This is a genomic window from Crossiella cryophila (genome assembly GCF_014204915.1).
GTDB lineage: Bacteria > Actinomycetota > Actinomycetes > Mycobacteriales > Pseudonocardiaceae > Crossiella > Crossiella cryophila.
In genome coordinates this window covers 9,201,610-9,224,681 of the sequence record NZ_JACHMH010000001.1, presented here as the reverse complement: position 1 = coordinate 9,224,681, position 23,072 = coordinate 9,201,610, and the positions used below count along the sequence as shown (strand labels likewise).

Sequence of the window (23,072 nt, the reverse complement as noted above, 5' to 3'; positions counted from 1 at the left end):
CCCAGGAATAAGTCCCCTGCGCCAGTACAACCAGCGCTGACTGAACGCGAAGGCCCGGTCAGGGTGGGCACCCACCTTGACCGGGCCTTTCCGCGTTCGCCCGCGTAGTGCCCGGCGGCTCAGTACCCGTCCGCGGCCAGCCGGCTGGCCTCCTGCACCGACATCAGTTCCTGGACGCCCGCGAAGTAGGGCGCGGCCTCGGCCGGTTCCAGGATCTCCTCCAGGTCAAGGCGTCCGGGCACCCGCGGCAGGAAGCGCACGGCCTGGTAGGCGTGGGTGAACACCGGCGGGTCCAGCACCAGCCTGCGGATGCCGTCCACCACCGGGATCCGGCTGGGCGTGGACTCACCCCAGATCCAGCGGCCGGAGGGCTCGGCGAAGTTGAAGCACTCCACCGTGTGCGGCAGCTCGTCCAGCGCCTTCATGTCGATCTCCGCGACACTGCTCAGCGCCACCGCCTCGGCACTGGGCGCCGTCCCCGGCAGGTGGCCGCCCCCGATGAGCGCCCCGGCCAGCAAGGTCTGGAGCTGGTAGTTCCCGGCGATCCCGCTCATCCGCATCCGGAAGGCCCGGCCGGAGGCGCGGTCCAGCACCAGCAGCGGCTCCTCGTCGAGCAGCAGCAGCGCCCACTGCACGCAGCGCAGGTCGCCGTAGTCCGGTTCCAGCCGGTCGATCAGTGCCAGCAGTTCGTCCCGGTTGGTCAGCCCCCGGCGCACCCGGCGATCGGCGAGCACGGCCACCGCGGCCATCTCCCACTTGTGCACGGTGTGCCAGCCGAAGTACGGCGCGTGCCAGACGTCCCCGAAGTCCGGGCCGAGCCGGTCCTGCACCTCTTCGCTGGGCATCTCGGTCGGCTCCGGCAGTTCGGCGTCCTCACCGAACCTGTTGCGCCACAGGCGGGCGAACTCGATCGCGTCTTCCAGGCTCTCCTGCAGGCCGTCCAGGATCGGCGGCGCGCAGGCCACCGCGTCGGCCTGCCATTCCACCAGCGCGCCGACGAACACCGCGTACACGGCCGAATGCCATTGCGGCATCTCGGGCAGCAGGGCGGTCAGCCGAGGGCCGATCGTGGCCGAATGCGCGGCCAGCACGTCTGTCGGTGCCGAGGCGAGGTCGTGATAGGCCGCTTCCAGCAGCGAGAGCTTCTTCGCCGCGATCGCCGCCTCTACCGCCTCGACCGCGGTGTCGACCGAAAACCCATCGGGTGCCATCGCCGCAGTCTAGGCGGGCGCCCTGCCGACCAACGACGCTTCCCGCCCACACCACCCACCCGCCAATTCCCAAGATCGGATCCCGCGCCGGAACCCACCTCGCCGCACCCGCCACCAGGCCGGCCTGCCCTGTGGACAACTCACCCCACCGGCCCCGCGGGTCGGCTAACGTCCTGGTCATGGACGCGCTGCGGAAATCAGGACCCCTGGGCTTCAGATAGCTCCGCCAGGAGATACCTGGCGGTGCGAACCAGGGGAGTCTCATGTCCCGCACCGCTGCCCACATCAGGTCCACCCGCGCCCGGACCCCGCACCACCGGGCCTGGCACGCGGTGGCCGTCAGCGACCTGCGCTACAGCACGGCGGCCCACACCGAGGCCCGGCACCAGGGCCGTCGGGTGCGGCCGATCGCGCTCCGGCGGGCCGTCGCGATCTACTCGTATCCGCGTATGCACAACGGGAATCGGGAGATCGCCCGGCTGGCCCGCATCGCGGAACGACGTGCCCGCCAGGACCTGCGCCGCGCCCTCACCACGGTGCTGCGCGAGATCAACACGCCCGGCCGCCGGCACCCCGGCGCGCCGGCCGAGGCGGACATCCCGCCGATCCGGCACCGGCACGGCGCGCGCTGGCACGCCTGGTGACCGGGACCACGTCGAGGGCGGGTCACACCAGGACCGGGTGGCTCGTCCTCCAGGTGAACCCGAGAACAGGAGGCCCAGCGATGAGTGTGGTTCTGGTGACCGGCGGCAGCGGCACCCTTGGCCGAGCCGTGGTGCGTGGGCTGGTGCGTGCGGGCCATCAGGTCCGGCTGACCAGCCGGAGCCCGCGCCCGGCCGAGACCGATCCGGGGATCGACTGGCACACCGTCGACTACGCCACGGGGGAGGGGCTGGACGCCGCCTGCACCGGGGTCGATTCGATCGTGCACACCGCGACCGCGGTCAACCGCAAGCGGGACGTGGAGCTGACGCGCACGGTGGTCGAGGCCGCGGTCCGCGCGCGGGCGCCGCACCTGGTCTACATCTCCATCGTCGGCGTCGACCGGATCCCGTTCCCCTACTACCGGGGCAAACTCGAGGCCGAAACGGTGGTCCGCGAGTCCGGGCTGCCGTGGACGATCCTGCGCACCACCCAGTTCCACGACCTGGTGCTCCAGGTCGTCAGCGGGCTGGCGGTGTTGCCGATCATGCCGGTGCCGTCCGGGATCCGGGTGCAGCCGGTGGAGGTCACCGAGGTCGCCGAACGGCTCATCACGCTCGCCACCGGCAGGCCCGCCGGCAATGTGCCGGACCTCGGCGGCCCGGAAACGCACCTGGTGGCCGATCTCGCCCGGCTGTACCTGCGTCAGCAGGGCAAGCGCCGCTGGCTGGTGCCGATGCGATTCCCGGGCAAGGTGTTCACCACGTATCGAAACGGTGAACACCTCGCCCCGGAACACGCGGACGGAACGGTCACATTCGCCGAGTTCCTCGCCGAGGAGACCGGAAAAAGCCAGTGAAACCGGACATGGGATGATTCGACAGGGTCAGCGCAACCGGTCCAGGGCCGAGCTGAATGCGTCCGGATCGACCTTGACGCCACCGCTGAACGGGTTTTCCAGCTGATAAATCGCGAACAGTAGCAGGGTCAGTGCGGCGGTCAGGATCACCACGATAACGATATGTGGAATTATCTTCGGGCCGCCGAACAGGAACGGGAACAACGCTGACATCACCGCGCCGAGAATGAGCGCGAACCACATCACCGTGCTGACCCCGCCACTGGCGGCGTCCAGTCGTGACTGCCGGGCCTGGTATGCCTCCCAGAGCTGGTTGGACGCCTCGGTCTTGCGGTTCTCCAGCCAGTGACCCTCGGCCGGGGCCTCCGCGATGACCTTGCGCAGCTCGTCCAGCTTCTGCCAGCCGTCCTCGTCGACATCCTGCTCCTGGCGGAGCTTCGGCCACTCATCGTTGAGCACGGTGCCGAGGTAGGACCTGGTCAGTTCCTCGACCTTGCCGCGCACCGGATCGGCGAAGGAGGTCGCGGCCCAGTTCACCGCGACGATGCTGTTGGCCTCCTTGGTCGAGTCGTCACCCACCGACTTGACCGTGTCCAGCAGGGAGATCAGCACAAACGCGGTGACCACCGCGTGCAGTCCGCCGACAATGGTGAAAACCAATCCGGCGGACTCGTTGTTGCTCAGTCGTTCCTCGTCGGAGCCGAATCTGCGGAACAGGACGGCCAAGGCCGCGACGACCGCAGCGACTCCGGCGACCCAGAGCAAGCCTGACAGGTAGAGGTTCAATTCAGCTCCTTTCTGGTCCGGGATTACATCACGGTCTACTGTGAGGAGTACAGTCCGGTCCAGTCGCGAAGCGATGACGATCCGGTGCTGTTAGCAGAGCGAATCAGCGCGATCCTGAAAGGAGTACCCGATTGTCGTATTCAGTTGCTCCGATACGGTGGTCGCGCCATTTGGTTGCGCTGTGCAGTACCTCGTTCCTGCTCTTCCTCAGCAGTGGCGGACTCAGTCCGGTCGAGGCCGACGCGGCCAGCGTCTGCACCGCTTACCAGGTGCGTGCCACCTCCCACGGCGGCCTGTCCACCCTGTTGCGGGTCACGCTGCCCACCGGCCTGCCCAACCGGCCCCCGCAGCCATTGGACCTAGCCGTTAACTCGATCGGGTACGCCCCGGCGCAGGGACTTGTGTATGGGATCGCCTCCCGGGACCGATCCGGCAAGTTCCGTGACGGTGGTCACGTCGTCCGCATCGACCAGAACGGAGCGGTCAAGGACCTCGGTCCGCTGCGGCGCACGGGCAGCGTGCCGGTGCCGTGGAGCGGCCTGATCGACAGCTTCGCCGGCACTGTCATCGGCAACCGGTTGTACGTGCGCGAATGGGACAAGCTCTACGCGATCGACATCGACCCCCGAAGCCCCAGCTTCCTCGGCCTGGTGCACTCGGTCCGCCTGGACTGGCACTGGCTCTCCGACGATCTGGACGACTTCGCGCACAACCCCGCCGACGGCAAGCTCTACGGCATCTCCAACACCGGCCACGGCAACGGCACCCTGGTCAAGGTCGACCCAGGCAACGGCAAGGTCACCAAGGTCAAGATCCTCAAGGGCCTGCCCGGCTCCAGCACCTACGGCGCGGTCGTGCTGGACCCGGCCGACAACGGCCTGTGGGTGCTGAACAACGACCACCGCCGCGCCAGCCGGCTGTACCGCATCCAACTGGGTGACAACACCTTCACCGAGGTCAACACCGGCCCAGCCCTGGCCAGCACCGACGGCGCAGGCTGCGTGAAGTCAACCCCAGCCCCCACCCAACCCCCGACCACCACACCCCCACCCCCCGCCGTGATCCCCCCACCCCCACCAGCCCCACCACCCCCCACCACAACGACAACCACCCGCCCAGCCCCCGTCCTCCCACCCCCACCCCCCACCCGCGCCACCCCACCCCCACCTCCGGCGAAACCGATCATCGCCCGAGCCCCAGCCCGCCCCACCCCAAGAGCCCAAGCCTCGTCCTCCCTGGTCCGCGACCAGCGACGCTGGACCGTGGTGACCGTGGTGATGATCGTGTTCGGCTCAGGCGCCGCACTCCGCGTCGTCCGCTCCCACCGCTGACCACACTCGAACCCACACTTGGCACCACAGCGCTGCTCCAGATATCCCTGCCCGCTGCCCGCTGCCCGCTGCCCGCTGCCCGCTGCCCGCTGCCCGCTGCCCGCTGCCCGCCAGCGGGTAGCCGCTGCCGGGCGTCGTCCGTCGAGGCGCGGTCCGGGCCGCCGAGAACCCGATCACTACCCCACCTTGCGCGGACCAGGCCACTGCTTGGCCCGCAACCCGCCCGACCCGAGCCGACTTGCCGCAACCCGCCCCAATCCGGCCCGCCCCAACCCAATCCAATCCGGCTCGCCCCAGCCCAGCCCGGCCTGGCTCGGCCCAACCTGGCCCGGCTCGGTCGGTTGGTCCTGCCGACCGACCGGCGCCCCGAGATTCTCGCGAGCCTGAGTACCCACCGACGTGCCCGAGTGCACCCGCGTCCGGCCGCAGCCGGAAAATCCCGGCGGCCGGACGCGGCCATGCCCTATGCTCTGCCCGGCCGCATCGAGCGGCCCCTGCACACGGAAGGGAGGCCCGAGATGTACGCGTTCCCTCCGGCGCCTCCGCGGATCGCCTGACCGATCCCGCGCGCGCCTCCTGATCTTCGCCTCGGAGGCAGCTCCACATGAAGTTCCGTTCCATCGCCGCGGCCGATTTCGCCCGCATCCCGCACCGCACCGTTCCGTTCGACTGGGCCACTGCCGTGCAATACGACGAACGCCGCACCGCAGGCCAGTACCGTCCGCAGTGGACCTGGCTGGCTGAGGACGGCGACCGAGTCCTGGCCCGCGCCATGTGGTGGGGCTTCGGCGACGGCGAACACCCACTCGCCCTGGACTACCTGTACGTGCACCACTCGGTCGCTGACCCCGCCACCCTGGTCGGTGACCTGCTCAACGCGGCCCACGAGACGTTCCTGGCCGAAGGCGCGCCGGAACTGCCCGCCTACCACCTCAAGCTGCCGCTGAACTGGCGCGCCGACCCGGCGTCCGTTGCCGCGGTCGACTGGCGGCGCACCGCCGCCGCCCGCGCCGGGCTGAGCGAGGACAACGAGCGCCTGCGCTACGAGTGGACCCCGGCCGACGGCCTGCCGGAACCACCCGCACGCCTGGACTTCCGTCCCGAACCCGACGACGACGTGATGCTGTCGGTGTTCCGCCGCCTGACCGAGGGCAGCCTGGACACCGAGACCCGGCGCGGTGTCACCGCGGTCGGTGTGGACGCGCACGCCCGAGCCGACTTCGAGTTCTACCGCGACCAGATGCCCGGCCCCCGCGAGTGGTGGCGGTTGGCCTACACCGCGGGTGGCGACCTGGTCGGTCTGGCCCTGCCTTCGCGCAACGCGAGCAACGCCGTCGTCGGCTACCTGGGCGTGCTGCCCGAGCACCGAGGCCACGGTTACATCCATGACCTGCTCGCGCACATCACCCGCCACCACGCCGAACTGGGCGCGTCCAGGGTGGTCGCGGACACCGACCTGGTCAATCAGCCGATGGCCGCGGCCTTCACCCGTGGGCGCTACCGCAACATCGAGATGCGCCTGGTGTTCAGCGCACCCCACTGACCCAGCGGTCCAGCACGTCGTCGATGGTGTCGCGAATCCGTTCCCTGGCAACGGTTCGCGGCACCCCGGCCATCAGCATCGCGTCATAGCCGGTGTCCTCGTGCCGGATCGAGGCGATCACCGCCCGCCGGGTCGCGCCCTCGTCGAGGGCCTGGCCGGCGGCGGACCGCCCGACCCGGCCACTGCTGCGCGCACCCGCGTGCCGAGCGATCGCCTCGGCGCGCGCGGGCGCACAACCCGGGAACAGCCGCAGGATCTCCGCGGCGAGCCGGTCCTGGAACTCCAGGTCTTGCTCGCCACGGCGAACCGCGTCCCGCTCCCGTCGCCGCGAGCGCACCTCAGCGTCGGCGAAACACTGCTCCTCCGCCGCTTCGAGGGCGCTCTCCTCGACGAGCAGGCCCAGCCGGTCGAACCGCTTGCGTGACCGGTTGAACCGTTGCACCACCGCGGACAGCGTGCTCGCCTTCTTCGCCCGGCGGGTCAGCGTGGCGTCGCCGGCCGGCAGGAACACCAGGTGGTACAGGTCAGCGCACTCCAGGCAGTACGGCCGGTTCTCCTCGACGAACTGGTAGGTGTCCGAACCACCGCAGTCCGCGCAGACCCAGCCACCCTCAGCCCGCAGGACCACCAGATCGGGTGCCGACTTCTGGCGTTGGACCACCCGATCCCGTTGCGCCTGCGAGAGTCCTGCCGCCAGCCAGTGCGTGCTGAACCGGCGTTCGGCTGAGGATGGACCGGATCCAGTGAACCGCAGCGGCCGCCGATCCCGGGTCGCCGCAACGTAGTCCACCACTTCGGTGGTCAGACCTTGTTGCCGTGCCCAGTGCTCGAGGAGCCCGAGTGCGGCGTCCACCTTGTCCGGCGGCACCGTCATCGCTTCGGCGAGTGAGCCGATCCGGCCCTGTTCCCAGTCGTCGATCCGCCTGTCGGTCAACCAGCCGAGCCGGTTGAGTACGAGCACCGGGGAGACGAACTTCTTCTTCGCCAGCAACGCCACGGCCGCCTCAGCGACGCGCCGTTCGAGCTTGGACTTGACTGCCTGGACCACCACGCCAGTCTGTCAGGCCGAGGTGGCGACTGGGGAACAGGACAAAATGATCACAGACCTCCGGGTACGGCTGGGAACGTGTGGGGAGATGCTGGGCAGGGGCGGCGCTGCCGGGATCGCTGGCGCCACACGAAGCATACCGCCGTTCGAGCCGCCGGCTCCCCGGAAAATCACCGGCTTTCCGGGGGCATGATCGCGCGAAACCGCTTACAGATATCGTTGACCTGCAAGGAATATCGATGCCGGTGCCGACGAGGGTCGATTGTTGTCAACGGATCGGGTGATGATTGGCCGATCTGGCGCGCATCGCCCGTAGGCTGAACTCGTGGCCACGATACTTGTGGTCGCTGAAGTTGTTGCAGCGCAGTCGAATTGGTTCAGCAGGCCCCCTGGTCCGTACGTGCCACGGGGTGGAACTCGATCATCAGAATGTGCGCTACGATGCGTTCAGGCGGACCGAGACTCGGGACTCGACCGCTGTGCACGCCGAACCTGAGCATCCCGAGCATATACAGCAACTTCTTCCCAGTGACCTCATGTCGCGGGACTTCGGGCCTGAGCTGCGGCCCCATATCTCAGTGAACAGAGCATCAACCGTGCCGGGCAGGTGCGTGTGTTGCCACTCGAACATCCCAACAAATGTTCCCTGGAGGTGGAATGCGCTGATATGTCCACAGTGGACTGTCATCTGACACGATGCGAACAGACCCCAGTCGGGTTCCGGTGTGCGTCGCCCAGCTTGCCTGATTGTCCGGACTGACCCGGTTGACTTGTCCGGCTCTGCCGTTGAGGAGGTGAAAACGCCGGCAGGGCTGGACATCCAGGGTCGGACGGTCAACCGCAGGCGACAGTGACGATCGCGCGCCACTGATCGATTGCCGGCGCGGCTTGTGGCCACCACGTGGGCCGGCACCACGTGGCTGCCCGAGGCGCTCCAGCGGTCGAGTCGGCTCAGGGGTTTCGCACGGTCGCGATGACATCCACCTCCAGCAACGCCTCCGGCCGGAACAGCCGGGACACCTGCACGGTCGTGCTTGTGGGCGGGTCGACTGGGAACAGTCGGCGGCGTACCGCGCCATAGGCAGGCAGGTCGTCCATATCCGTCAGGTACGAGCGGATGTTGACGACATCGGCCAGGGTCGCGCCATGCGCGTCCAGCAGGGCGGTGATGGTGGCGAAGACGTTCTCCGCCTGCACCCGCATGTCCCGGTCCGGCAGGGGCCGGCCATCATCGGTGACCGCGATCTGTCCGGACAACACCAGCAATGCGCCGCTGCCCAGGTCGATTCGGGCGACCTGCGAGTAGTTCGCGAAGGGGCCAGGGGCATTGGCTGGGTTGTCGAAGGAGGTCCGCATGGCGGTGACGCTAGGCGTGCGGTCGACATGCGACCAGCGACTGTTTCGCACAGGTGCGATGCGAACTGGGCATGGCACCTGTGCGGGCGGCGGGCTGCCGTCGACCGTGGCCTGGCGGGTGCTGGGTCTGGGTGCCGCGCACGTCCGGGCCGGACTGTTCCGGATTGTTTCGGCTGGGCGAGGCTGCTCCGCCTGAGCGTCGTCTGTGCCCGAGGGCCATCTGTGCCTGAGGGTCGTTTGTGCCTGAGCCACGTCGCGGTGGTTGAGCGGTTGCTTCGCGGGTTCGACGGCTTTGCCTGGTCGAGCTGGGTTTCCTGGCTTGGGTGGCGTTGTGTTGGTTGTGCCCGGCTGCCGGGTCTGACCGGTGCTGCCTTGGCCGGGTGGTTGGGTCGATTCCGCCCGCACGTGGTCGGCGAGATCACTGGGGCGGAGCTTGGGTTGTCTGGGAAAGCGTTGGCACCCAATAGGACTGGGCCTCGGCGCGGGTGCCCCAGTGCCGGAGACCGTGTTGGGAAAGGAGACTCTTGGAGGTGAGGCTTACTGCGTGAGCACCCGCCACGGGCTGCCGTGACGCGGTGGCTGGTGCCGTCGTGGTGTGGCGGTGCTGGGTGCGTGGCGGGGTAGGTTGCGGGGATGCGTGCCAGTCGGTTGTTGTCGGCTTTGCTGTTGCTGCAGACGCGTGGGCGGATGTCGGCCAGCGAGTTGGCTGCTGAGCTGGAGGTCTCGGTGCGGACCGTGTACCGGGACATGGAGGCGTTGTCCTCGGCTGGGGTGCCGGTGTACGGCGACGCCGGGCGGTCTGGCGGGTACCAGTTGGTGGATGGGTACCGGACCCGGTTGACGGGGTTGACCGCCGCGGAGGCGGAGTCCTTGTTCCTCACCGGGATTCCGGGGCCTGCGGCGGAGCTTGGGCTCGGAGGTGTGCTGGCGGCGGCGGAGTTGAAGTTGCTGGCGGCGTTGCCTGGGGAGTTGCGGGTTCGGGCGGAGGCGTTGCGGGGGCGGTTCCATCTGGACGCGGCCGGGTGGTTTCGGCCGGTGGACCGGGTGCCGATGCTGGGTGGGATCGCGGCGGCGGTGTGGGAGGGCGAGCGGATCGCCGTGCGGTACCGGCGGTGGCGGGAGCCTCGGGAGGTCGAGCGGGTGCTGGAGCCGCTGGGGCTGGTGGTGAAGGCGGGGCTTTGGTATCTGGTGGCGCAGGGGGTGGAGCAGCCTGGGCGGGTGCGGACCTATCGGGTCGCGGAGGTGTTGGAGCTGACGCGATTGGGAGAGGGGTTTGTGCGGCCGGGGGATTTTGACCTGGCCGTGTACTGGAGTGAGTGGGCTCGGCGGTACGAGCGGGAGATGCTGGTGGGGACGGCGGTGGTTCGGTTGTCACCCAAGGGGATGTCCCGGCTGGCGTATGTGTACGGGGACACGGTGGCCGCGGCGGTGGTGGGCAGCGCGGGGGAGCCGGATGAGCGTGGGTGGGTGGTCGCGGACATGCCGATAGAGCAGGTCGCCGTAGCGCATGACGACCTGCTCAAGCTCGGTGCGGAGGTGGAAGTGCTTGCGCCGCAGGAGCTACGGACCCTGCTGACGGAGTCCGTGCGTACGCTGGCGGCGGCGTACCTCAGGTGATCTCAACGTGCGGCGGCTGTGTCCCAGCCTTGGCGCAGCAAGGTGTTTCGACTCCTTTCTGTTGACGACAGGTACGGGGTGCGACCACGTGGATTGGGCCCGCGGGGACGGTCGCGTGGGACACGAACGCCGGGCGGGAGAAGACATCGGTCCACAGCGGACAGTGGGGCGGCGGAATTTCGCGCAGCCTTGTACGCCGTGGATCCGATGGCGGGGAGCGCTGGAATCGTGGGTATTTCTCCGGAATGGTGACCGGGAACCCACGAGGGGCCGGTCACCGGCCTGGGCGGGACTCGCCCTTTCGCTTCAGCAGCATGACCGAATCATCCCGGATGTTCCGCGCCCTCCGCAAGAGAGTTCTTCTCCAGCGAACAACAAAGTGGGGTGCCTGGGTTGGCTGAGGGGTGGGGTGGTGGATCAGTCGAGCAGTTTGGCGAGCAGGGCCGGGTGGTTGGACAAACCCTCCTGGATCATGGCCTTGCTCCACTGTTCGCCCTGCTCGAAGTCCACAGTGGACCAGTCGATGCCGCCGAGCGGGGGCTGGGGGTCGTACTCGATGCCGGTCTGCACGCCCCGGGCGACTTCCGGGCCGGCCAGCAGCTGCACCACGTGCAGGGCGGCGTCGATGCCCGCGGCGACGCCGGCCGCGGTGATGAACCTGCCGTCGGTGACCCAGCGTTCGGCCACGGGGGTCGCGCCGAACCTGGGCAGCAGGTGGCGGCAGGCCCAGTGGGTGGTGGCGTTGCGTCCTTCGAGCAGGCCGGCGGCGGCCAGCAGCAGGGAACCGGTGCACACCGACAGGGTCAGTTCGGTCTGGGGGCTGGTGGTGCGGAGGTAGTCCAACAGCTCTTCGTCGGCCATGGCGCGGAAGGTCGGGCCGCCGCCACCCGGGACCAGCAGCGCGTAGGGGGCGGGGGCCTCGGCGTAGGTGTGGGTGGCGGACAGGTTCAGGGGCAGGTCGGTGGGGAGGGGGTTCGTGGTGGCGGAGACCGTGATCGTGCGGTAGGGCAGGCCGAGTTGGGTCAGGGAGGCGAGCACCTGGAGGGGACCGACCAGGTCGAGCGGGGTCAGGCCGGGGTAGAGGACGAAGGCGATGGTGCGGACTTCGGTGGTCATGGGTCCAGCCTGGCGGGTGGTGTGGAGGCGGCGGCGGGCGATGTCCGGAAACCTGCGGTCCTTGTCTGACGGACATGGGGCGTTAGGTTGGCGGTATGGCGACCGGGGACCGGCGGGTGGTGATCATTGGCTATGACCAGGCGGAACTGCTGGACATCGCGTGTCCGAGCGATGTGCTGGACGCGGCCAATCGGCTCGGGGTGACGCCGCGGTACGAGATCCGGCTGGCCAGCATGGGTGGGCGGGCGGTCCGATGCGCCTCGGGGCTGACGCTGGCCGCGCAGGTCAAGTTGGAGCAGGTGGCCGGGCCGGTGGACACGATGATCGTGGCCGGGGGCTGGACCTATCTGGAACAGGCCGAGGACCAGCGGTTTCTGGACCAGGTGCGGCGGGTGGCCCGGATGAGCAGGCGGGTCGCGTCGGTGTGCGTGGGGTCGACGCTGCTGGCCGCGGCGGGATTGCTGGACGGGCGGCGGGCGACCACGCACTGGTTCTACGCGGACAAGATGGCCGAGCACTACCCGGCGGTGACCGTCGACCCGGCGCCGCTGTTCATCAAGGACGGGTCGGTCTACACCTCGGCCGGGGTGACCAGCGGGCTGGACCTGACCCTGGCCCTGGTCGAGGAGGACCACGGGGCCGTACTGGCGCGGGCGGTGGCTCGGAACCTGGTCACCTACCTGCAGCGGCCGGGCAACCAGGCGCAGGTGAGCGTCTACGTCGCCGCGCCACCGCCGGAACACGCGGTGGTGCGCGAGCTGGTGAACCTGATCGAGGCCGATCTGGCCGCTGACCTGCGGACCAGCACCCTGGCCTGCCGGGCGGGACTGAGCACCCGGCACCTGGCCCGGTTGTTCGAGCAGCAGCTGGGCAGCACGCCGAGCCGGTACGTGCGCGGCGCGCGGACCAGGGCCGCGGCGCGGCTGCTGGAGTCGACCCGGTTGCCGTTGACCGGGGTGGCGGCGCGCTGCGGGTTCAGCTCGACCGAGACCCTGCGGCAGGCCTTCCTCGACCACTTCCAGACCTCGCCCTCGGTCTACCGGATGGTGCACCGCAGACGGGCGGCGGCGGGCTGACCTCGGGTGGGCTGACCTGGGCGGGGCCGGTTGTGGGGATCGCGGATGCGGGGCCGATGGCCGGGTTGGGTTTGGGTCGGGATCGGGTCGGCGAGCGGCCGTGCGCCGGTGCTGGTGAGGGCCGGGATCGGGTCGTGGACTGGGCCGCTGAGGGGCCGGGATCGGGTCGTGGGCTGAGCTGCTGAGGGGCCGGGATCGGGTCGTGGGGTGGGCCGCTGAGGGGCGGGATCGGGTCGTGGGCTGAGCTGGTGAGGGGGCTGGGTTGGGCCGGAAGAACCACCGTTGGGGGCGCTGCGCGTTCGGCTGTCCCCCGTTAGCCTGAAGCGGGTCGGCCGGTGTCGATCGAAGGGTGTTGCCATGCGGATCGCGGATGTCCTGCGCACCAAGGGTTCCACTGTTGCCACGGTCGAACCGGGCAATACGGTCACCGAGTTGCTCACGGTGCTCGCCGAGCACAACGTGGGCGCGCTGGTCGTGGTGGGGCCGGATGGGACCGTGGTGGGCATCGTGTCCGAGCGGGATGTGGTGCGGCGGCTGCGGGAACGCGGGGCCGAACTGCTCAGCGGCACGGTCGCGGAGATCATGACCGCCGCCGTGGTGACCTGCACACCGCAGGACACCGTGGACAACCTGACCGTCCTGATGACCGAGCGGCGGATCCGGCATGTGCCGGTGCTCGTCGATGGCAGGCTGGCCGGGATCGTCTCCATCGGGGACGTGGTGAAGTCGCGGATCAGCCAGCTCGAAGAGGACCACGAGCACCTTCAGGCCTATATCGCCCAGGGCTGAGAAATTCGCGGTGGCGCGGTCGCTGGGCTGGTCCTAGCGTTCGTTGTCATGTCACGTATCGCTTTTCTCGGCCTCGGTCGCATGGGTGTGCTGATGGCGGGCCGGTTGCTGGCCGCCGGGCACGAGCTGACCGTGTGGAACCGGACCGCGGCCAAGGCCGACCCGCTCGTCCAGCGTGGGGCGCGGGTCGCGGACAGTCCCGCCGCGGCGGTGGACGGGGCTGAGCACGTCATCACCATGCTCGCCGACGGCGACGCGGTGAACGAGGTCATCTTCGGCACCGGGGGCGCGGCCGGGAAGCTGGCCACCGGGGCGACCGTGGTGGAGATGTCCACCAGCGGGCCCGGGGCGGTGCGCGAGTTGCGCGCGCGGATGCCCGAGGGGACCACGCTGGTCGACGCGCCGGTCAAGGGCACGTTGCCGCAGGCCGAGGGCGGCACCCTGGACATCTACGTGGGGGGCACCGAGGCCGAGTTCGCCGCGGTCGTGGACGTGCTCTCGGTGCTGGGCAACCCGGTTCGGGTGGGCGAGGCCGGGGCGGGGGCCGCGTTGAAGCTGGTGGTCAACGCGATCACCGCGACCGTGCCGGTGCTGGTCGGCGAGGCGATGGCGCTGGCCGACGAGCTGGGGGTGGAGCAGGGCACGGCCTGGGACGCGCTGGCCGGGTCGGCGGTCGGTGGGATGGCGAAGCGGTTGCGGGAGCAGAACGAGACCGCGGGGCTGCCGATCACGTTCTCGCTGGAACTGGCCGCGAAGGACCTGCGGCTGGCGCTGGAAGCGGGGGCGGCCGAGGCTGGGGTGATCGCGGCGGCTCGGCGGGAGCTGGGTGCGGCGGCGGAGGCCGGGCTTGGTGGGCGGGACTTCAGTGCCGTGGTGGCACATCTGCGCGCCAAGGGCTGAGGGGAACGGGAGAGAGCCGCGGGGAGCGGGGCAGGCGGTCCGGCGCGAGGGGACTGCGAGGACGGGGAGCGGGGCAGACAGGTCTGGAGCGGGAAACGGTGGGCCGGCCGGCGGCTAGTTCTCGCTGTGCTTCTGCGCGAACTCGGTCAGCGGCACCGGGACCGCACGCAGCGTGCGCAGGATCTCCGCCTCCCTGGTCAGCATCCGGCGGACCAGCCGCAGCCGCCGGATCGGGCAGGTCTCCTCCAGCAACCGCTGCTGGTCCTCCAGGGTGAGCATGCAGTCGGCGGCCAGTTCGTGGGACAGGGAGGCGACGTCGGCTGTGTTGCTGGGTTCCTTCCAGTCCTCCTGCCGCCACGCGGTGGTGCAGTAGCGGCGGTGGGCGGCGCGGGCGGCGTCGGCGAGCACCGTGGGTTTGGGGCCAAGGGCCGGTTCCGCGTCGGGCATCCACTCGACCTGGCCGATCAGGTAGGGGGCGCTGGTGCGGTCCACCTCCAGCAGCCGGAAGCGGCGTTGACCTCGGACGACCACGTCGTACTGGCCGCCGTCGAGTCTGCGCACGTCGCGCAGCAACGCGGTGCAGCCGATGTCGTGCACGGCCTCCAGGTTGTCCTCGCCGACCTCCCAGCCCTGTTTGACCGCGACCACGCCGAAGCTGCGACCGGGCACGGCGCCGGTCACCAGGTCCACCATCAGCTGCCGGTAGCGCGGTTCGAAGATGTGCAGTGGCAGCGAGGCGCCCGGCAGCAGCACCGTGCCCAACGGGAACAGCGGCAGTGTGTCGGTCACCCGTTCACGTTACGACGAGCCGGTCGAGCCCGCTGGCCGATTTCCCCCTGGCGGACGCAACACCGCGAACGGATCAGTCACCTCCAAGCCCTTGCCCGGGAACCGGAACAACGCAGCTGGGCGGCCTCCGGACGGGCCCGGCGGGGCGGTGTGGCCGGTGGGTTCCAGCAGGCCGCGGCGGGACAGCACGCGTTGCAGGTTGGTCGCTGACACCCGGTAGCCGAGCGCCGCTGAATAGAGCGAACGCAGCGCCGAGACGGTGAACTCCGGCGGGGCCAGGGCGAAGCCGATGTTGGTGTAGGACAGCTTGGCGCGCAGCCGGTTGCGGGCGCGGTGCACGATGGCCTCGTGGTCGAAGGCGGTCGGCGGCAGCGCGTCCACCGGGTGCCAGGCGGTGTCGGCCGGGATGGCCGGGTCCACGTCGTAGGGGACCAGGCCGAGGAAGGCCGTGGCGACCACCCGTTCGCCCGGCACCCTCTCAGGGGCTGAGAACACCGCGAGCTGCTCGACGTGCGGCACTCCGCGCACATCGACCTTCTCGCCCAGTTGCCGCCGGACCGATGCCTCGACGTCCTCGCTGGTCCCGAGCCTGCCGCCGGGCAGGGACCACCGGCCGGCATGGGGTTCGCGGGCCCGTTCCCAGAGCAGCGCCTGGAGTGATCCTGCTCGCACCTGGAGTACCGCGGCCAGAACCTCATGTGCCGCATGACCCTTTTGGCTGATACCATCACCCATAGTTTTCGATTCTAAGGCGAAAACCTGGTTGACGGCCACTCGGCACGCTCGGGTGGAGCAAGGAGGACGACATGGCCGCTACTGCGTGGTTGGAGCGGACCGACCTGACTCCGTACGGCGGCGTCGAGCCGAACGCGGAGTGGGCCGCCGAGGTGCGCAGGCTGGCCGAGGAGCGCGATGCGGTGCTGCTGGCGCACAACTACCAGCTCCCCGAGATCCAGGACATCGCTCACCACACCGGTGACTCGCTCGCGCTCAGCCGCATCGCGGCCGAGAGCGAGGCCTCGACCATCGTGTTCTGCGGTGTGCACTTCATGGCCGAGACCGCCAAGATCCTCAGCCCGGAGAAGACGGTGCTGATCCCGGACGCGCGGGCGGGCTGCTCGCTGGCCGACTCGATCGACGCCGACCAGCTGCGGGCCTGGAAGGCCGAGCACCCCGGCGCGGTGGTGGTCTCCTACGTCAACACCACCGCCGAGGTGAAGGCGGAGACCGACATCTGCTGCACCTCCTCCAACGCGGTGGACGTGGTCCGCTCGATCCCGGAGGATCGGGAGGTGCTGTTCCTGCCGGACCAGTTCCTCGGCGCGCACGTCCGCCGGGTGACCGGCCGGGACAACCTGCACATCTGGGCGGGCGAGTGCCACGTGCACGCCGGGATCAACGGTCCCGAACTCGCCGAGAAGGCCGCGGCCAACCCGGATGCCGACCTGTTCATCCACCCCGAGTGCGGTTGCGCCACCTCCGCGCTCTACCTGGCGGGCGAGGGCACCGTGCCCGCCGAGCGGGTGCACATCCTCTCCACCGGCGACATGGTCAAGGCCGCTCGGCAGACCAAGTCGAGCACGGTGCTGGTGGCCACCGAGATCGGCATGATCCACCAGCTCAAGCTGGCCGCGCCGGAGATCGACTTCCGCGCGGTGAACGACCGGGCCTCCTGCCGCTACATGAAGATGATCACCCCGGCCGCCCTGCTGCGCGCGCTGCGCGAGGGCAAGGACGAGGTGCACGTGGACCCCGAGATCGCCGCCCGCGGGCGCGCCTCGGTGCAGCGGATGATCGAGATCGGGCAGCCGGGCGGGGGCGAGTGAGGTGCCGCGCTGGGAAGCCGGCGCGGACCTGGTGGTGGTCGGCACCGGGGTAGCCGGGCTGACCGCCGCGTTGCGCGCCACCGAACTCGGGCTGCGCGTGCTGGTGGTCACCAAGGCCGGTGCCGAACAGGGCAACACCCGGTGGGCCCAGGGCGGTATCGCGGTGGTGCTCGACGGCGAGCACGAACCAGGTGACAGCGTCGCCGGACACCTGGGCGACACGCTCACCGCGGGCGCCGGGCTGTGCGAGGAGGTCGCCGCGCGCACCATCCTGGCCGGTGGACCGGCCGCGGTGCGGCGGCTGCGGCGGCGTGGCGCGATCTTCGACGCCCGGCCGGACGGCACCCTCGCGCGCACCAGGGAGGGCGGGCACTCCGCGTTCCGGGTGGTGCACGCCGGCGGGGACGCCACCGGCGCCGAGGTCGAGCGCGCGCTGCTGGCCAGTGCCCGCGACGGGCGGCTGACCATCCTGGAGCGGCACACCGCCGTGGACGTGCTGCGGGCCGAGCCGGTGCAGGTCGGGCCGCGGCCGGGCAGCGCGGTCAGCGGACTGCTCGTGCTGGACGACGCCGGCAACCTCGGTGTGCTCGCCGCGCCGGCCGTGCTGCTGGCCACCGGCGGGCTCGGCCAGCTCTACGCGGCCACCAGCAATCCGGAGGTGGCCACCGCGGACGGGCTCGCGCTGGCCCTGCGGGCCGGGGCCATCGCGGCCGACCTGGAGTTCACCCAGTTCCACCCGACCGTGCTCTACACCGGACCGCAGGCCCGCGGGCGCCGCCCGCTGGTCACCGAGGCGGTGCGCGGCGAGGGCGCGGTGCTGGTGGACGGCGCGGGCGAGCGGGTGATGACCGGTGTGCACCCGCTGGCCGACCTCGCGCCGCGGGACGTGGTGGCCGCCGCGATCACCCGGCGGATGAACGCCACCGGCACCGGCAACGTCTACCTCGATGCCACCAGGCTGGGCCCGGACACCCTCGGCATGCCGTTCGCGCAACGGTTCCCGAGCGTGCACGCGGCCTGCGTGGCGGCCGGGATCGACCCCGCCGTCGATCCCATCCCGGTCGCGCCGGCCTGTCACTACGCCTGCGGAGGTGTCATGTCCACAGTGGACGGACGCACCGGGGTGACCGGGCTGTACGCGGTCGGCGAGGTGGCCAGGACCGGGCTGCACGGGGCCAACCGGCTCGCCTCCAACAGCCTGCTGGAAGGGCTGGTGGGCGGTGAGCGGGTGGCCGAGGCGGTCGCGCTGGACCTGGGCACCGGCCTGGCCGACGGGCACCGCGGGCCGGTGCGGATCGGCAACCCGGTGGCCCGGATCGCCGACCGGGACACCCTGCAACTGACCATGAGCAGGCACGGCGGGATCGGCCGCACCGCGGCCGGACTCGCCGCGGCCGTCGAGACGATCGGCGCGGTCAGCGTGGACTCGCTGCTGCGGACGCGTGCGGATGTGGAGGACGCGGCACTGACCCTGGCCGCCGCGGTGCTGCTGGACAGCGCCGCCGCGCGGACCGAGACCAGGGGCTGCCACGTCCGGTACGACCATCCGGCCACCGACGACCTCGCCTGGCGGCGCAGCATCGCCGTCCGGCTCGGCGCCGACGGCAGGCCGGAGTTGATGCGGTGGACCGCGATGGGAGGTGCGGCGTGAGAGCCGTTGGCGGGGTCGAGTACTGGCGGAGCTGTTCACACCGGGTCTCGGCGAAGCTGGGCCGGGCCGGGCTGGACGTCGATGACGTGCAGCGGGTGATCAGCCTGGCCCTCGGCGAGGACCTACGGTACGGCCCGGACGCGACCACGGACGCGACCGTGCCACGGGAGGCGGTCGCCGAGGCCGACCTCAACCCGCGCAAGGGCGGGGTGCTGGCCGGGGTGGTGGTCGCGCTGGCCGTGTTCGACACGGTGATCGGCGCGGAGAACTACGAGGTCCTCGAACTGCGCAAGGACGGGGAGAAGCTGTCGCCGGGGGAGAGCGCGCTGCGGTTGCGCGGCCCGGTGCGCGGCCTGCTCACCGCCGAGCGGACCGCGCTGAACCTGGTCTGCCACCTCTCCGGGGTGGCCACCGCGACCGCCGCCTGGGTGGACGCGGTCAACGGGACCGGGTGCGTGGTGCGGGACAGCCGCAAGACCATGCCGGGGGTGCGGTTGCTGCAGAAGTACGCGGTGCGCTGCGGCGGCGGGGAGAACCACCGGCTGGGCCTCGGCGACGCGGTGCTGATCAAGGACAACCACGTGGTCGCCGCGGGCGGGGTGGTGCAGGCGCTGAAACTGGCCCGCCAGCACGCGCCGCACCTGCCCTGCGAGGTCGAGGTGACCTCGCTGGAGGAGCTGGACCTGGTGCTCGGCGAGCAGGCCTCGCTGGTGCTGCTGGACAACTTCACGCCGGAGCAGTGCGCCGAGGCGGTGCGCCGGGCGGCCGGGACCGGGACGAAGCTGGAGGCATCCGGCGGGCTGACGCTGGATGTGGCGCGGGAGTACGCGGAGACCGGGGTGGACTACCTGGCGGTGGGTGGGTTGACGCACTCCTCGCCGGCATTGGACCTCGGGCTCGATCTGCGCTGAGGGCCTTGGGGGAGGAAGAGGAGGGGCGCCTGTCCGGGGGGAAGGCGCCCCTTCGCTTTCTCCGGGGGTGGGCAGGGCTTGGGTCAGAGCCTGCGGTTCTCCAGGACCGGGATGGCCTCGCGGGCCTGTTCGACCATGAACGGGTCGATGCTCACGACCAGGACCTCCGGTTCGGCGCCCAGGCCGGCGTGCACGTTGCCGAAGGGGTCGATGACCGCGCTGTAGCCGACGCCGGTCGGGGCGTTGCCGGTGGTCTCGACGCCGGTGGTGGCCGGGTCAGCCTGGCCGCAGGCCACCAGCCAGGTGGTGGAGTCCAGGGCGCGGGCCCTGGTCAGCAGCTCCCACTGCTCGCGCTTGCCCTCGCCCGCGCCCCAGGAGGCAGCCGTGATGATGACGCTGGCGCCGTTGTCGGCCAGGGCCCGGTACAGCTCGGGGAAGCGGACGTCGTAGCAGGTGGTCATGCCGACGGTGACGCCGCCGATCTCGATCGCGACCAGGTCGTCGCCGGGGGCCACCGTCTTGGACTCGGTGAAGCCGAAGGCGTCGAAGAGGTGGATCTTGTTGTAGCCCACCGGGTCGTCGCCGCCGGTGACCAGCAGGGTGTTGTAGACCCGGCCGTCCGGGGCGGGAGTGAACATGCCCGCGACGACCAGCACACCGGCCTCCTTGGCCAGCGTGCCGACCGCGGTGCCCCAGGGACCGTCCACCGGTTCGGCGATCTCGGCCAGCTTCGGGCCGCCGAAGCAGGCCATCGTGGCCTCGGGGAAGACCACCAGCTCGGCGCCCTGGTCGGCGGCCAGGCGGATGCCCTCCCGAACCAGCTCCAGGTTCTTGGCGGGGTCGGCGCCTGACACGATCTGACACAGGCCGATTCGCACTCTGGGTCCTCCTAGAACTCCGCGGCAAGCTGGCACACACAGTGTGACCTACTTGTATACTTCCAGTATGCAAGGGGGTGTCTGATGGCCAGTGGCCGTGACCGTGCCTATGAGTTCCTCAAGGACACGGTGCTGGGTGATCCGGCCATGCAGGGGCAGTTCATCAACGAGCAGGAACTCGCTGACCGTATCGGTGTGTCGCGTACTCCCATCCGCGAGGCGTTGCTGATGCTCGCGGCCGAGGATCTCATCCGCCTGGTGCCGAAGAAGGGCGCCTACATCCCGATCATGACCATGCGGGAGATCAAGGAGCTGATGGAACTCCGGGAGATGCTCGAACGGCACGCCGCCGCGCGCATCCTGGAGGGGGACCGGAGCGCGCTGAAGGAGATGGCGGTGGCGCTGGAGACCCAGCGCGGGCTGCTCCTCGCCGAGGACCCGCGCGAGTTCATCGAGTGGGATCGGCGCTTCCACGCGGCGCTGGTGGCGGCCTCGGGGAATCAGCTGCTGGTGCGGGTCTACGACGGGTTGCGGGCCCGGCAGGTCACCGTGGGGGTGGCCGCGCTCGGCCGGGCGGCCGGGCGGCGGGAGGACGTGCTGGCCGAGCACGAGCTGATCCTCAACGCGCTGAGCGAGGGGGACGGGCTGGCCGCGTCGCTGGCCATCACGACGCATCTGCAGGCGACGCTGAAGGTGCTGCTGGCGGGCTGAGCCGCTCCTCGGTCGGGTCGGGGTCGCGGCCCAGTGCCACGCCGATGAGGGTGATCACGCCGGTCAGGCCGAGGTAGGCGGCCAGCGCCAGCCAGTCGTGGTACTCGGCGAGCAGGTAGGTGAACAGCAGCGGGGCGATGGCGCCGCCGATCACCCCGGCCAGGGTGTAGGCCAGTGAGCTGCCGGTGTAGCGCAGCCGCGGGGTGAACTGCTCGGAGATGAAGGCGGCCTGCGGGCCGAACAGGGCCGAGTGGATCACCAGGCCGCCCAGCACGCCGAGGATGAGCGCGGGCAGCGAGCGGGTCTCGGCCAGCGGGAAGAAGACGAACGGCCAGGCCATCGCGGCGACGGTGGCGATGGCGTACATCCGGCGCCTGCCCCAGCGGTCCGAGAGCGCGCCGGCCAGTGGGATCAGGAAGACCTGGACCGCGGAGCCGATCAGCACCGCGGCCAGTGCCCAGCCGCGCGGCACGCCCAGTTCCTGGGTGGCGTAGGTCAGCACGAACACCGCGAACAGCGCGTAGAGCACGTCGGGGCAGACCCGGCAGAGCACCGCGGCGAGCAGGGCGCGGCGCTGGGTGGTGAAGACCTCGGTGATGGGTGCGGTGGGGCGGTCGCCGCTGTCGGCGATGGCCTGGAAGACCGGGGTCTCCTCCAGCCGGGCGCGGATCCACAGGCCGAAGAGCACCAGCACCGCGGAGAGCAGGAAGGCCACCCGCCAGCCCCAGGCCAGGAAGTCCTCGGCACTCATGGACACCCCGAGCAGCGCGATCACGCCGTTGGCCAGCAGGGTGCCCAGCGGCGGGCCGACCTGGGCCGCGGAGGCCCAGAAGCCGCGGCGGGCCGGATCGCCGAACTCGCTGGAGAGCAGCACCGCGCCGCCCCACTCACCGCCAAGGCCGACGCCCTGGGCGAAGCGCAGCACGACCAGCAGCACCGCGGCGGTCACGCCGATGTCGTCGTGGGTGGGCAGCAGGCCGATCGCGAAGGTGGCCACGCCGGTGATCATCAGCGTGATGACCAGTACTTTCTTCCGGCCGATCACATCACCCAGGCGGCCGAAGACGAAGCCGCCGAGTGGCCGGGACAGGTAGCCGACCGCGTAGGTGGAGAAGGCCAGCAGGGTGCCGGAGAGCGGGTCGTGGCTGGGGAAGAACAGCGCGCCGAAGACCAGGGCCGCGCTGGAGGAGTAGATCGCGAAGTCGTACCACTCCAGCGCGGTGCCGCTCAGGCTCGCGGTGAAGGCCCTGATCAGGGATCGCTGGTTATGCATGCCTAATACTTGCTGTATACAAGACGTATGCGCAAGAGCGGAGAGGCACGATGACCCAACTCAGCTTCGAACTGCCCGGTGGCGAGACCGTCCGGACCACGGTGAACACGCTGCTCAACGCCGGGTACGCCGGGCGCAGCCAGGCCGAGGTGGCCGCGCACGTGGCCGAGCTGGCACAACTCGGCGTGCCCGCCCCGACCGTCACCCCCTGCCTCTATCCGGTCGCGCCCTACCTGGCGTTGCAGACCGGCGAGGTGCCGGTGCAGCACGAGCGGACCTCCGGTGAGGCCGAGTGGGCACTGGTCATCACCGAGGCCGGGGTGCTGCTCACGGTGGCCTGCGACCACACCGACCGCGCCCTGGAGGTGCACGGGGTGGCCTGGAGCAAGCAGGCCGGGCCGGACGTGCTGGGCAGGCAGGCCTGGCGCCTGGACGAGGTGGCCGACCGGGTGGACCGGCTCACCCTGACCGCCTGGGTCATCGGCGTCGACGGCGTCGAGCAGCTCATCCAGCAGGGCACCATGGGCGACCTGCTGACCCCGGCCTACTGGCTGGAGCGGCTGCGCGCGGACGGGCTGGCCGAACCGGGCACCGTACTGCTCTCCGGCACCATCCCGATGAAGCCCGGCGTGGACCAGTTCGCCGACGCCTGGCGGGTCGAGCTGGGCGATCCGGATACCGGCGCGCGTATTTCCTGTGCGTACACGGTGCGGAGGCTGCCCGCACCGGTCGGCTGAACCGGGGGTGCTAATGCAAGAG

Annotated in this window: 22 protein-coding genes; 13 read left to right on the top strand and 9 right to left on the bottom strand. The window is 70.5% G+C overall.

What is annotated here, in order from left to right; all coding sequences use genetic code 11:
- Positions 1-119: 119 nt before the first annotated feature.
- Positions 120-1,211: a hypothetical protein gene (locus tag HNR67_RS39570; protein WP_185008563.1), complete on the bottom strand. Its 1,092-nt coding sequence runs from the start codon at positions 1,209-1,211 to the stop codon at positions 120-122.
- A gap of 263 nt (positions 1,212-1,474) precedes the next feature.
- Here HNR67_RS39570 and HNR67_RS39565 point away from each other — a divergent pair, with 263 nt between their 5' ends.
- Positions 1,475-1,855 carry a hypothetical protein gene (locus HNR67_RS39565; RefSeq protein WP_185008561.1) on the top strand — a complete coding sequence of 127 codons (381 nt, stop codon included), beginning with the start codon at positions 1,475-1,477 and terminating at the stop codon, positions 1,853-1,855.
- A gap of 80 nt (positions 1,856-1,935) precedes the next feature.
- Positions 1,936-2,712 (top strand): SDR family oxidoreductase, encoded by a 777-nt coding sequence (locus HNR67_RS39560; RefSeq protein WP_185008560.1) that lies wholly within the window; start codon positions 1,936-1,938, stop codon positions 2,710-2,712.
- 27 nt (positions 2,713-2,739) lie between these two features.
- On the opposite strand, the gene HNR67_RS39555 is transcribed toward HNR67_RS39560, so the two are convergent.
- On the bottom strand, positions 2,740-3,498 hold the full coding sequence (locus tag HNR67_RS39555) for a bestrophin-like domain (RefSeq protein WP_185008558.1): 759 nt from the start codon (positions 3,496-3,498) through the stop codon (positions 2,740-2,742).
- A gap of 269 nt (positions 3,499-3,767) precedes the next feature.
- Between HNR67_RS39555 and HNR67_RS39550 the strand changes: the two genes are divergently transcribed.
- Together HNR67_RS39550 and HNR67_RS39545 are read left to right on the top strand one after the other, a co-directional pair.
- Complete coding sequence (locus HNR67_RS39550; RefSeq protein ID WP_185011824.1) at positions 3,768-4,829, top strand: DUF6923 family protein; 1,062 nt, start codon at positions 3,768-3,770, stop codon at positions 4,827-4,829.
- Positions 4,830-5,433: 604 nt separating this feature from the next.
- Entirely contained in the window at positions 5,434-6,372 is a 939-nt protein-coding gene (locus HNR67_RS39545; RefSeq protein WP_185008556.1) for a GNAT family N-acetyltransferase, read from the top strand.
- On the opposite strand, the gene HNR67_RS39540 is transcribed toward HNR67_RS39545, so the two are convergent.
- Positions 6,356-7,420 carry a DUF2293 domain-containing protein gene (locus tag HNR67_RS39540; protein WP_185008554.1) on the bottom strand — a complete coding sequence of 355 codons (1,065 nt, stop codon included), beginning with the start codon at positions 7,418-7,420 and terminating at the stop codon, positions 6,356-6,358. The two genes, HNR67_RS39545 and HNR67_RS39540, sit on opposite strands and share 17 nt — an antisense overlap.
- 951 nt (positions 7,421-8,371) lie before the next feature.
- Positions 8,372-8,776: a RidA family protein gene (locus HNR67_RS39535; protein ID WP_185008553.1), complete on the bottom strand. Its 405-nt coding sequence runs from the start codon at positions 8,774-8,776 to the stop codon at positions 8,372-8,374.
- Positions 8,777-9,409: 633 nt separating this feature from the next.
- Between HNR67_RS39535 and HNR67_RS39530 the strand changes: the two genes are divergently transcribed.
- Positions 9,410-10,393 carry a helix-turn-helix transcriptional regulator gene (locus HNR67_RS39530; RefSeq protein ID WP_185008551.1) on the top strand — a complete coding sequence of 328 codons (984 nt, stop codon included), beginning with the start codon at positions 9,410-9,412 and terminating at the stop codon, positions 10,391-10,393.
- Between the two features lie 417 nt (positions 10,394-10,810).
- On the opposite strand, the gene HNR67_RS39525 is transcribed toward HNR67_RS39530, so the two are convergent.
- Positions 10,811-11,509: a DJ-1/PfpI family protein gene (locus HNR67_RS39525; protein ID WP_185008549.1), complete on the bottom strand. Its 699-nt coding sequence runs from the start codon at positions 11,507-11,509 to the stop codon at positions 10,811-10,813.
- Positions 11,510-11,604: 95 nt separating this feature from the next.
- On the opposite strand from HNR67_RS39525, the gene HNR67_RS39520 reads away from it, so the two are divergent.
- From HNR67_RS39520 to HNR67_RS39510, 3 genes are all read left to right on the top strand, one after another.
- Positions 11,605-12,585, top strand: a complete 981-nt coding sequence (locus HNR67_RS39520) for a GlxA family transcriptional regulator (protein ID WP_185008548.1) — start codon at positions 11,605-11,607, stop codon at positions 12,583-12,585.
- Between the two features lie 357 nt (positions 12,586-12,942).
- Positions 12,943-13,374, top strand: a complete 432-nt coding sequence (locus HNR67_RS39515; protein ID WP_185008546.1) for a CBS domain-containing protein — start codon at positions 12,943-12,945, stop codon at positions 13,372-13,374.
- Positions 13,375-13,422: 48 nt separating this feature from the next.
- Entirely contained in the window at positions 13,423-14,274 is an 852-nt protein-coding gene (locus HNR67_RS39510; protein ID WP_185008543.1) for an NAD(P)-dependent oxidoreductase, read from the top strand.
- Positions 14,275-14,388: 114 nt separating this feature from the next.
- On the opposite strand, the gene HNR67_RS39505 is transcribed toward HNR67_RS39510, so the two are convergent.
- Positions 14,389-15,063 (bottom strand): LON peptidase substrate-binding domain-containing protein, encoded by a 675-nt coding sequence (locus tag HNR67_RS39505; protein ID WP_185008541.1) that lies wholly within the window; start codon positions 15,061-15,063, stop codon positions 14,389-14,391.
- 9 nt (positions 15,064-15,072) lie between these two features.
- Entirely contained in the window at positions 15,073-15,798 is a 726-nt protein-coding gene (locus tag HNR67_RS39500; protein WP_185008539.1) for an NUDIX domain-containing protein, read from the bottom strand.
- Positions 15,799-15,869: 71 nt separating this feature from the next.
- Here HNR67_RS39500 and nadA point away from each other — a divergent pair, with 71 nt between their 5' ends.
- From nadA to nadC, 3 genes are read left to right on the top strand one after another with little or no spacing between them, the layout of a single operon-like run.
- Entirely contained in the window at positions 15,870-16,889 is a 1,020-nt protein-coding gene (gene nadA, locus HNR67_RS39495) for a quinolinate synthase NadA (RefSeq protein WP_185008537.1), read from the top strand.
- Between the two features lies 1 nt (position 16,890).
- The gene (locus HNR67_RS39490) at positions 16,891-18,540 is read left to right on the top strand and encodes an L-aspartate oxidase (protein ID WP_185008535.1); all 1,650 of its coding nucleotides are present in this window, start codon (positions 16,891-16,893) and stop codon (positions 18,538-18,540) included.
- 56 nt (positions 18,541-18,596) lie between these two features.
- The gene (gene nadC / locus HNR67_RS39485) at positions 18,597-19,451 is read left to right on the top strand and encodes a carboxylating nicotinate-nucleotide diphosphorylase (RefSeq protein WP_221491360.1); all 855 of its coding nucleotides are present in this window, start codon (positions 18,597-18,599) and stop codon (positions 19,449-19,451) included.
- 83 nt (positions 19,452-19,534) lie between these two features.
- On the opposite strand, the gene HNR67_RS39480 is transcribed toward nadC, so the two are convergent.
- Entirely contained in the window at positions 19,535-20,329 is a 795-nt protein-coding gene (locus tag HNR67_RS39480) for a carbon-nitrogen hydrolase family protein (RefSeq protein ID WP_185008531.1), read from the bottom strand.
- Positions 20,330-20,413: 84 nt separating this feature from the next.
- On the opposite strand from HNR67_RS39480, the gene HNR67_RS39475 reads away from it, so the two are divergent.
- A complete protein-coding gene (locus HNR67_RS39475; RefSeq protein ID WP_185008529.1) occupies positions 20,414-21,040 on the top strand; it encodes a GntR family transcriptional regulator in 627 nt (208 codons plus the stop codon).
- Here HNR67_RS39475 and HNR67_RS39470 read toward each other — a convergent pair.
- Entirely contained in the window at positions 20,994-22,313 is a 1,320-nt protein-coding gene (locus tag HNR67_RS39470) for an MFS transporter (protein WP_185008526.1), read from the bottom strand. The two genes, HNR67_RS39475 and HNR67_RS39470, sit on opposite strands and share 47 nt — an antisense overlap.
- Positions 22,314-22,363: 50 nt before the next feature.
- On the opposite strand from HNR67_RS39470, the gene HNR67_RS39465 reads away from it, so the two are divergent.
- Positions 22,364-23,050: a DUF2848 domain-containing protein gene (locus HNR67_RS39465; RefSeq protein ID WP_185008524.1), complete on the top strand. Its 687-nt coding sequence runs from the start codon at positions 22,364-22,366 to the stop codon at positions 23,048-23,050.
- Positions 23,051-23,072 lie beyond the last annotated feature (22 nt).

Excerpts from the sequence above, each read along its gene's own strand:
- HNR67_RS39565 (WP_185008561.1), top strand. The coding sequence starts at position 1,475 with ATGTCCCGCACCGCTGCCCACATCAGGTCCACCCGCGCCCGGACCCCG.
- HNR67_RS39510 (WP_185008543.1), top strand. The coding sequence starts at position 13,423 with ATGTCACGTATCGCTTTTCTCGGCCTCGGTCGCATGGGTGTGCTGATG.
- HNR67_RS39500 (WP_185008539.1), bottom strand. The coding sequence starts at position 15,798 with ATGGGTGATGGTATCAGCCAAAAGGGTCATGCGGCACATGAGGTTCTG.
- HNR67_RS39530 (WP_185008551.1), top strand. The coding sequence starts at position 9,410 with ATGCGTGCCAGTCGGTTGTTGTCGGCTTTGCTGTTGCTGCAGACGCGT.
- HNR67_RS39545 (WP_185008556.1), top strand. The coding sequence starts at position 5,434 with ATGAAGTTCCGTTCCATCGCCGCGGCCGATTTCGCCCGCATCCCGCAC.
- HNR67_RS39525 (WP_185008549.1), bottom strand. The coding sequence starts at position 11,509 with ATGACCACCGAAGTCCGCACCATCGCCTTCGTCCTCTACCCCGGCCTG.
- HNR67_RS39560 (WP_185008560.1), top strand. The coding sequence starts at position 1,936 with ATGAGTGTGGTTCTGGTGACCGGCGGCAGCGGCACCCTTGGCCGAGCC.
- HNR67_RS39465 (WP_185008524.1), top strand. The coding sequence starts at position 22,364 with ATGACCCAACTCAGCTTCGAACTGCCCGGTGGCGAGACCGTCCGGACC.
- HNR67_RS39475 (WP_185008529.1), top strand. The coding sequence starts at position 20,414 with ATGGCCAGTGGCCGTGACCGTGCCTATGAGTTCCTCAAGGACACGGTG.
- HNR67_RS39470 (WP_185008526.1), bottom strand. The coding sequence starts at position 22,313 with ATGCATAACCAGCGATCCCTGATCAGGGCCTTCACCGCGAGCCTGAGC.
- HNR67_RS39515 (WP_185008546.1), top strand. The coding sequence starts at position 12,943 with ATGCGGATCGCGGATGTCCTGCGCACCAAGGGTTCCACTGTTGCCACG.
- HNR67_RS39535 (WP_185008553.1), bottom strand. The coding sequence starts at position 8,776 with ATGCGGACCTCCTTCGACAACCCAGCCAATGCCCCTGGCCCCTTCGCG.
- HNR67_RS39570 (WP_185008563.1), bottom strand. The coding sequence starts at position 1,211 with ATGGCACCCGATGGGTTTTCGGTCGACACCGCGGTCGAGGCGGTAGAG.
- nadA (WP_185008537.1), top strand. The coding sequence starts at position 15,870 with ATGGCCGCTACTGCGTGGTTGGAGCGGACCGACCTGACTCCGTACGGC.
- HNR67_RS39520 (WP_185008548.1), top strand. The coding sequence starts at position 11,605 with ATGGCGACCGGGGACCGGCGGGTGGTGATCATTGGCTATGACCAGGCG.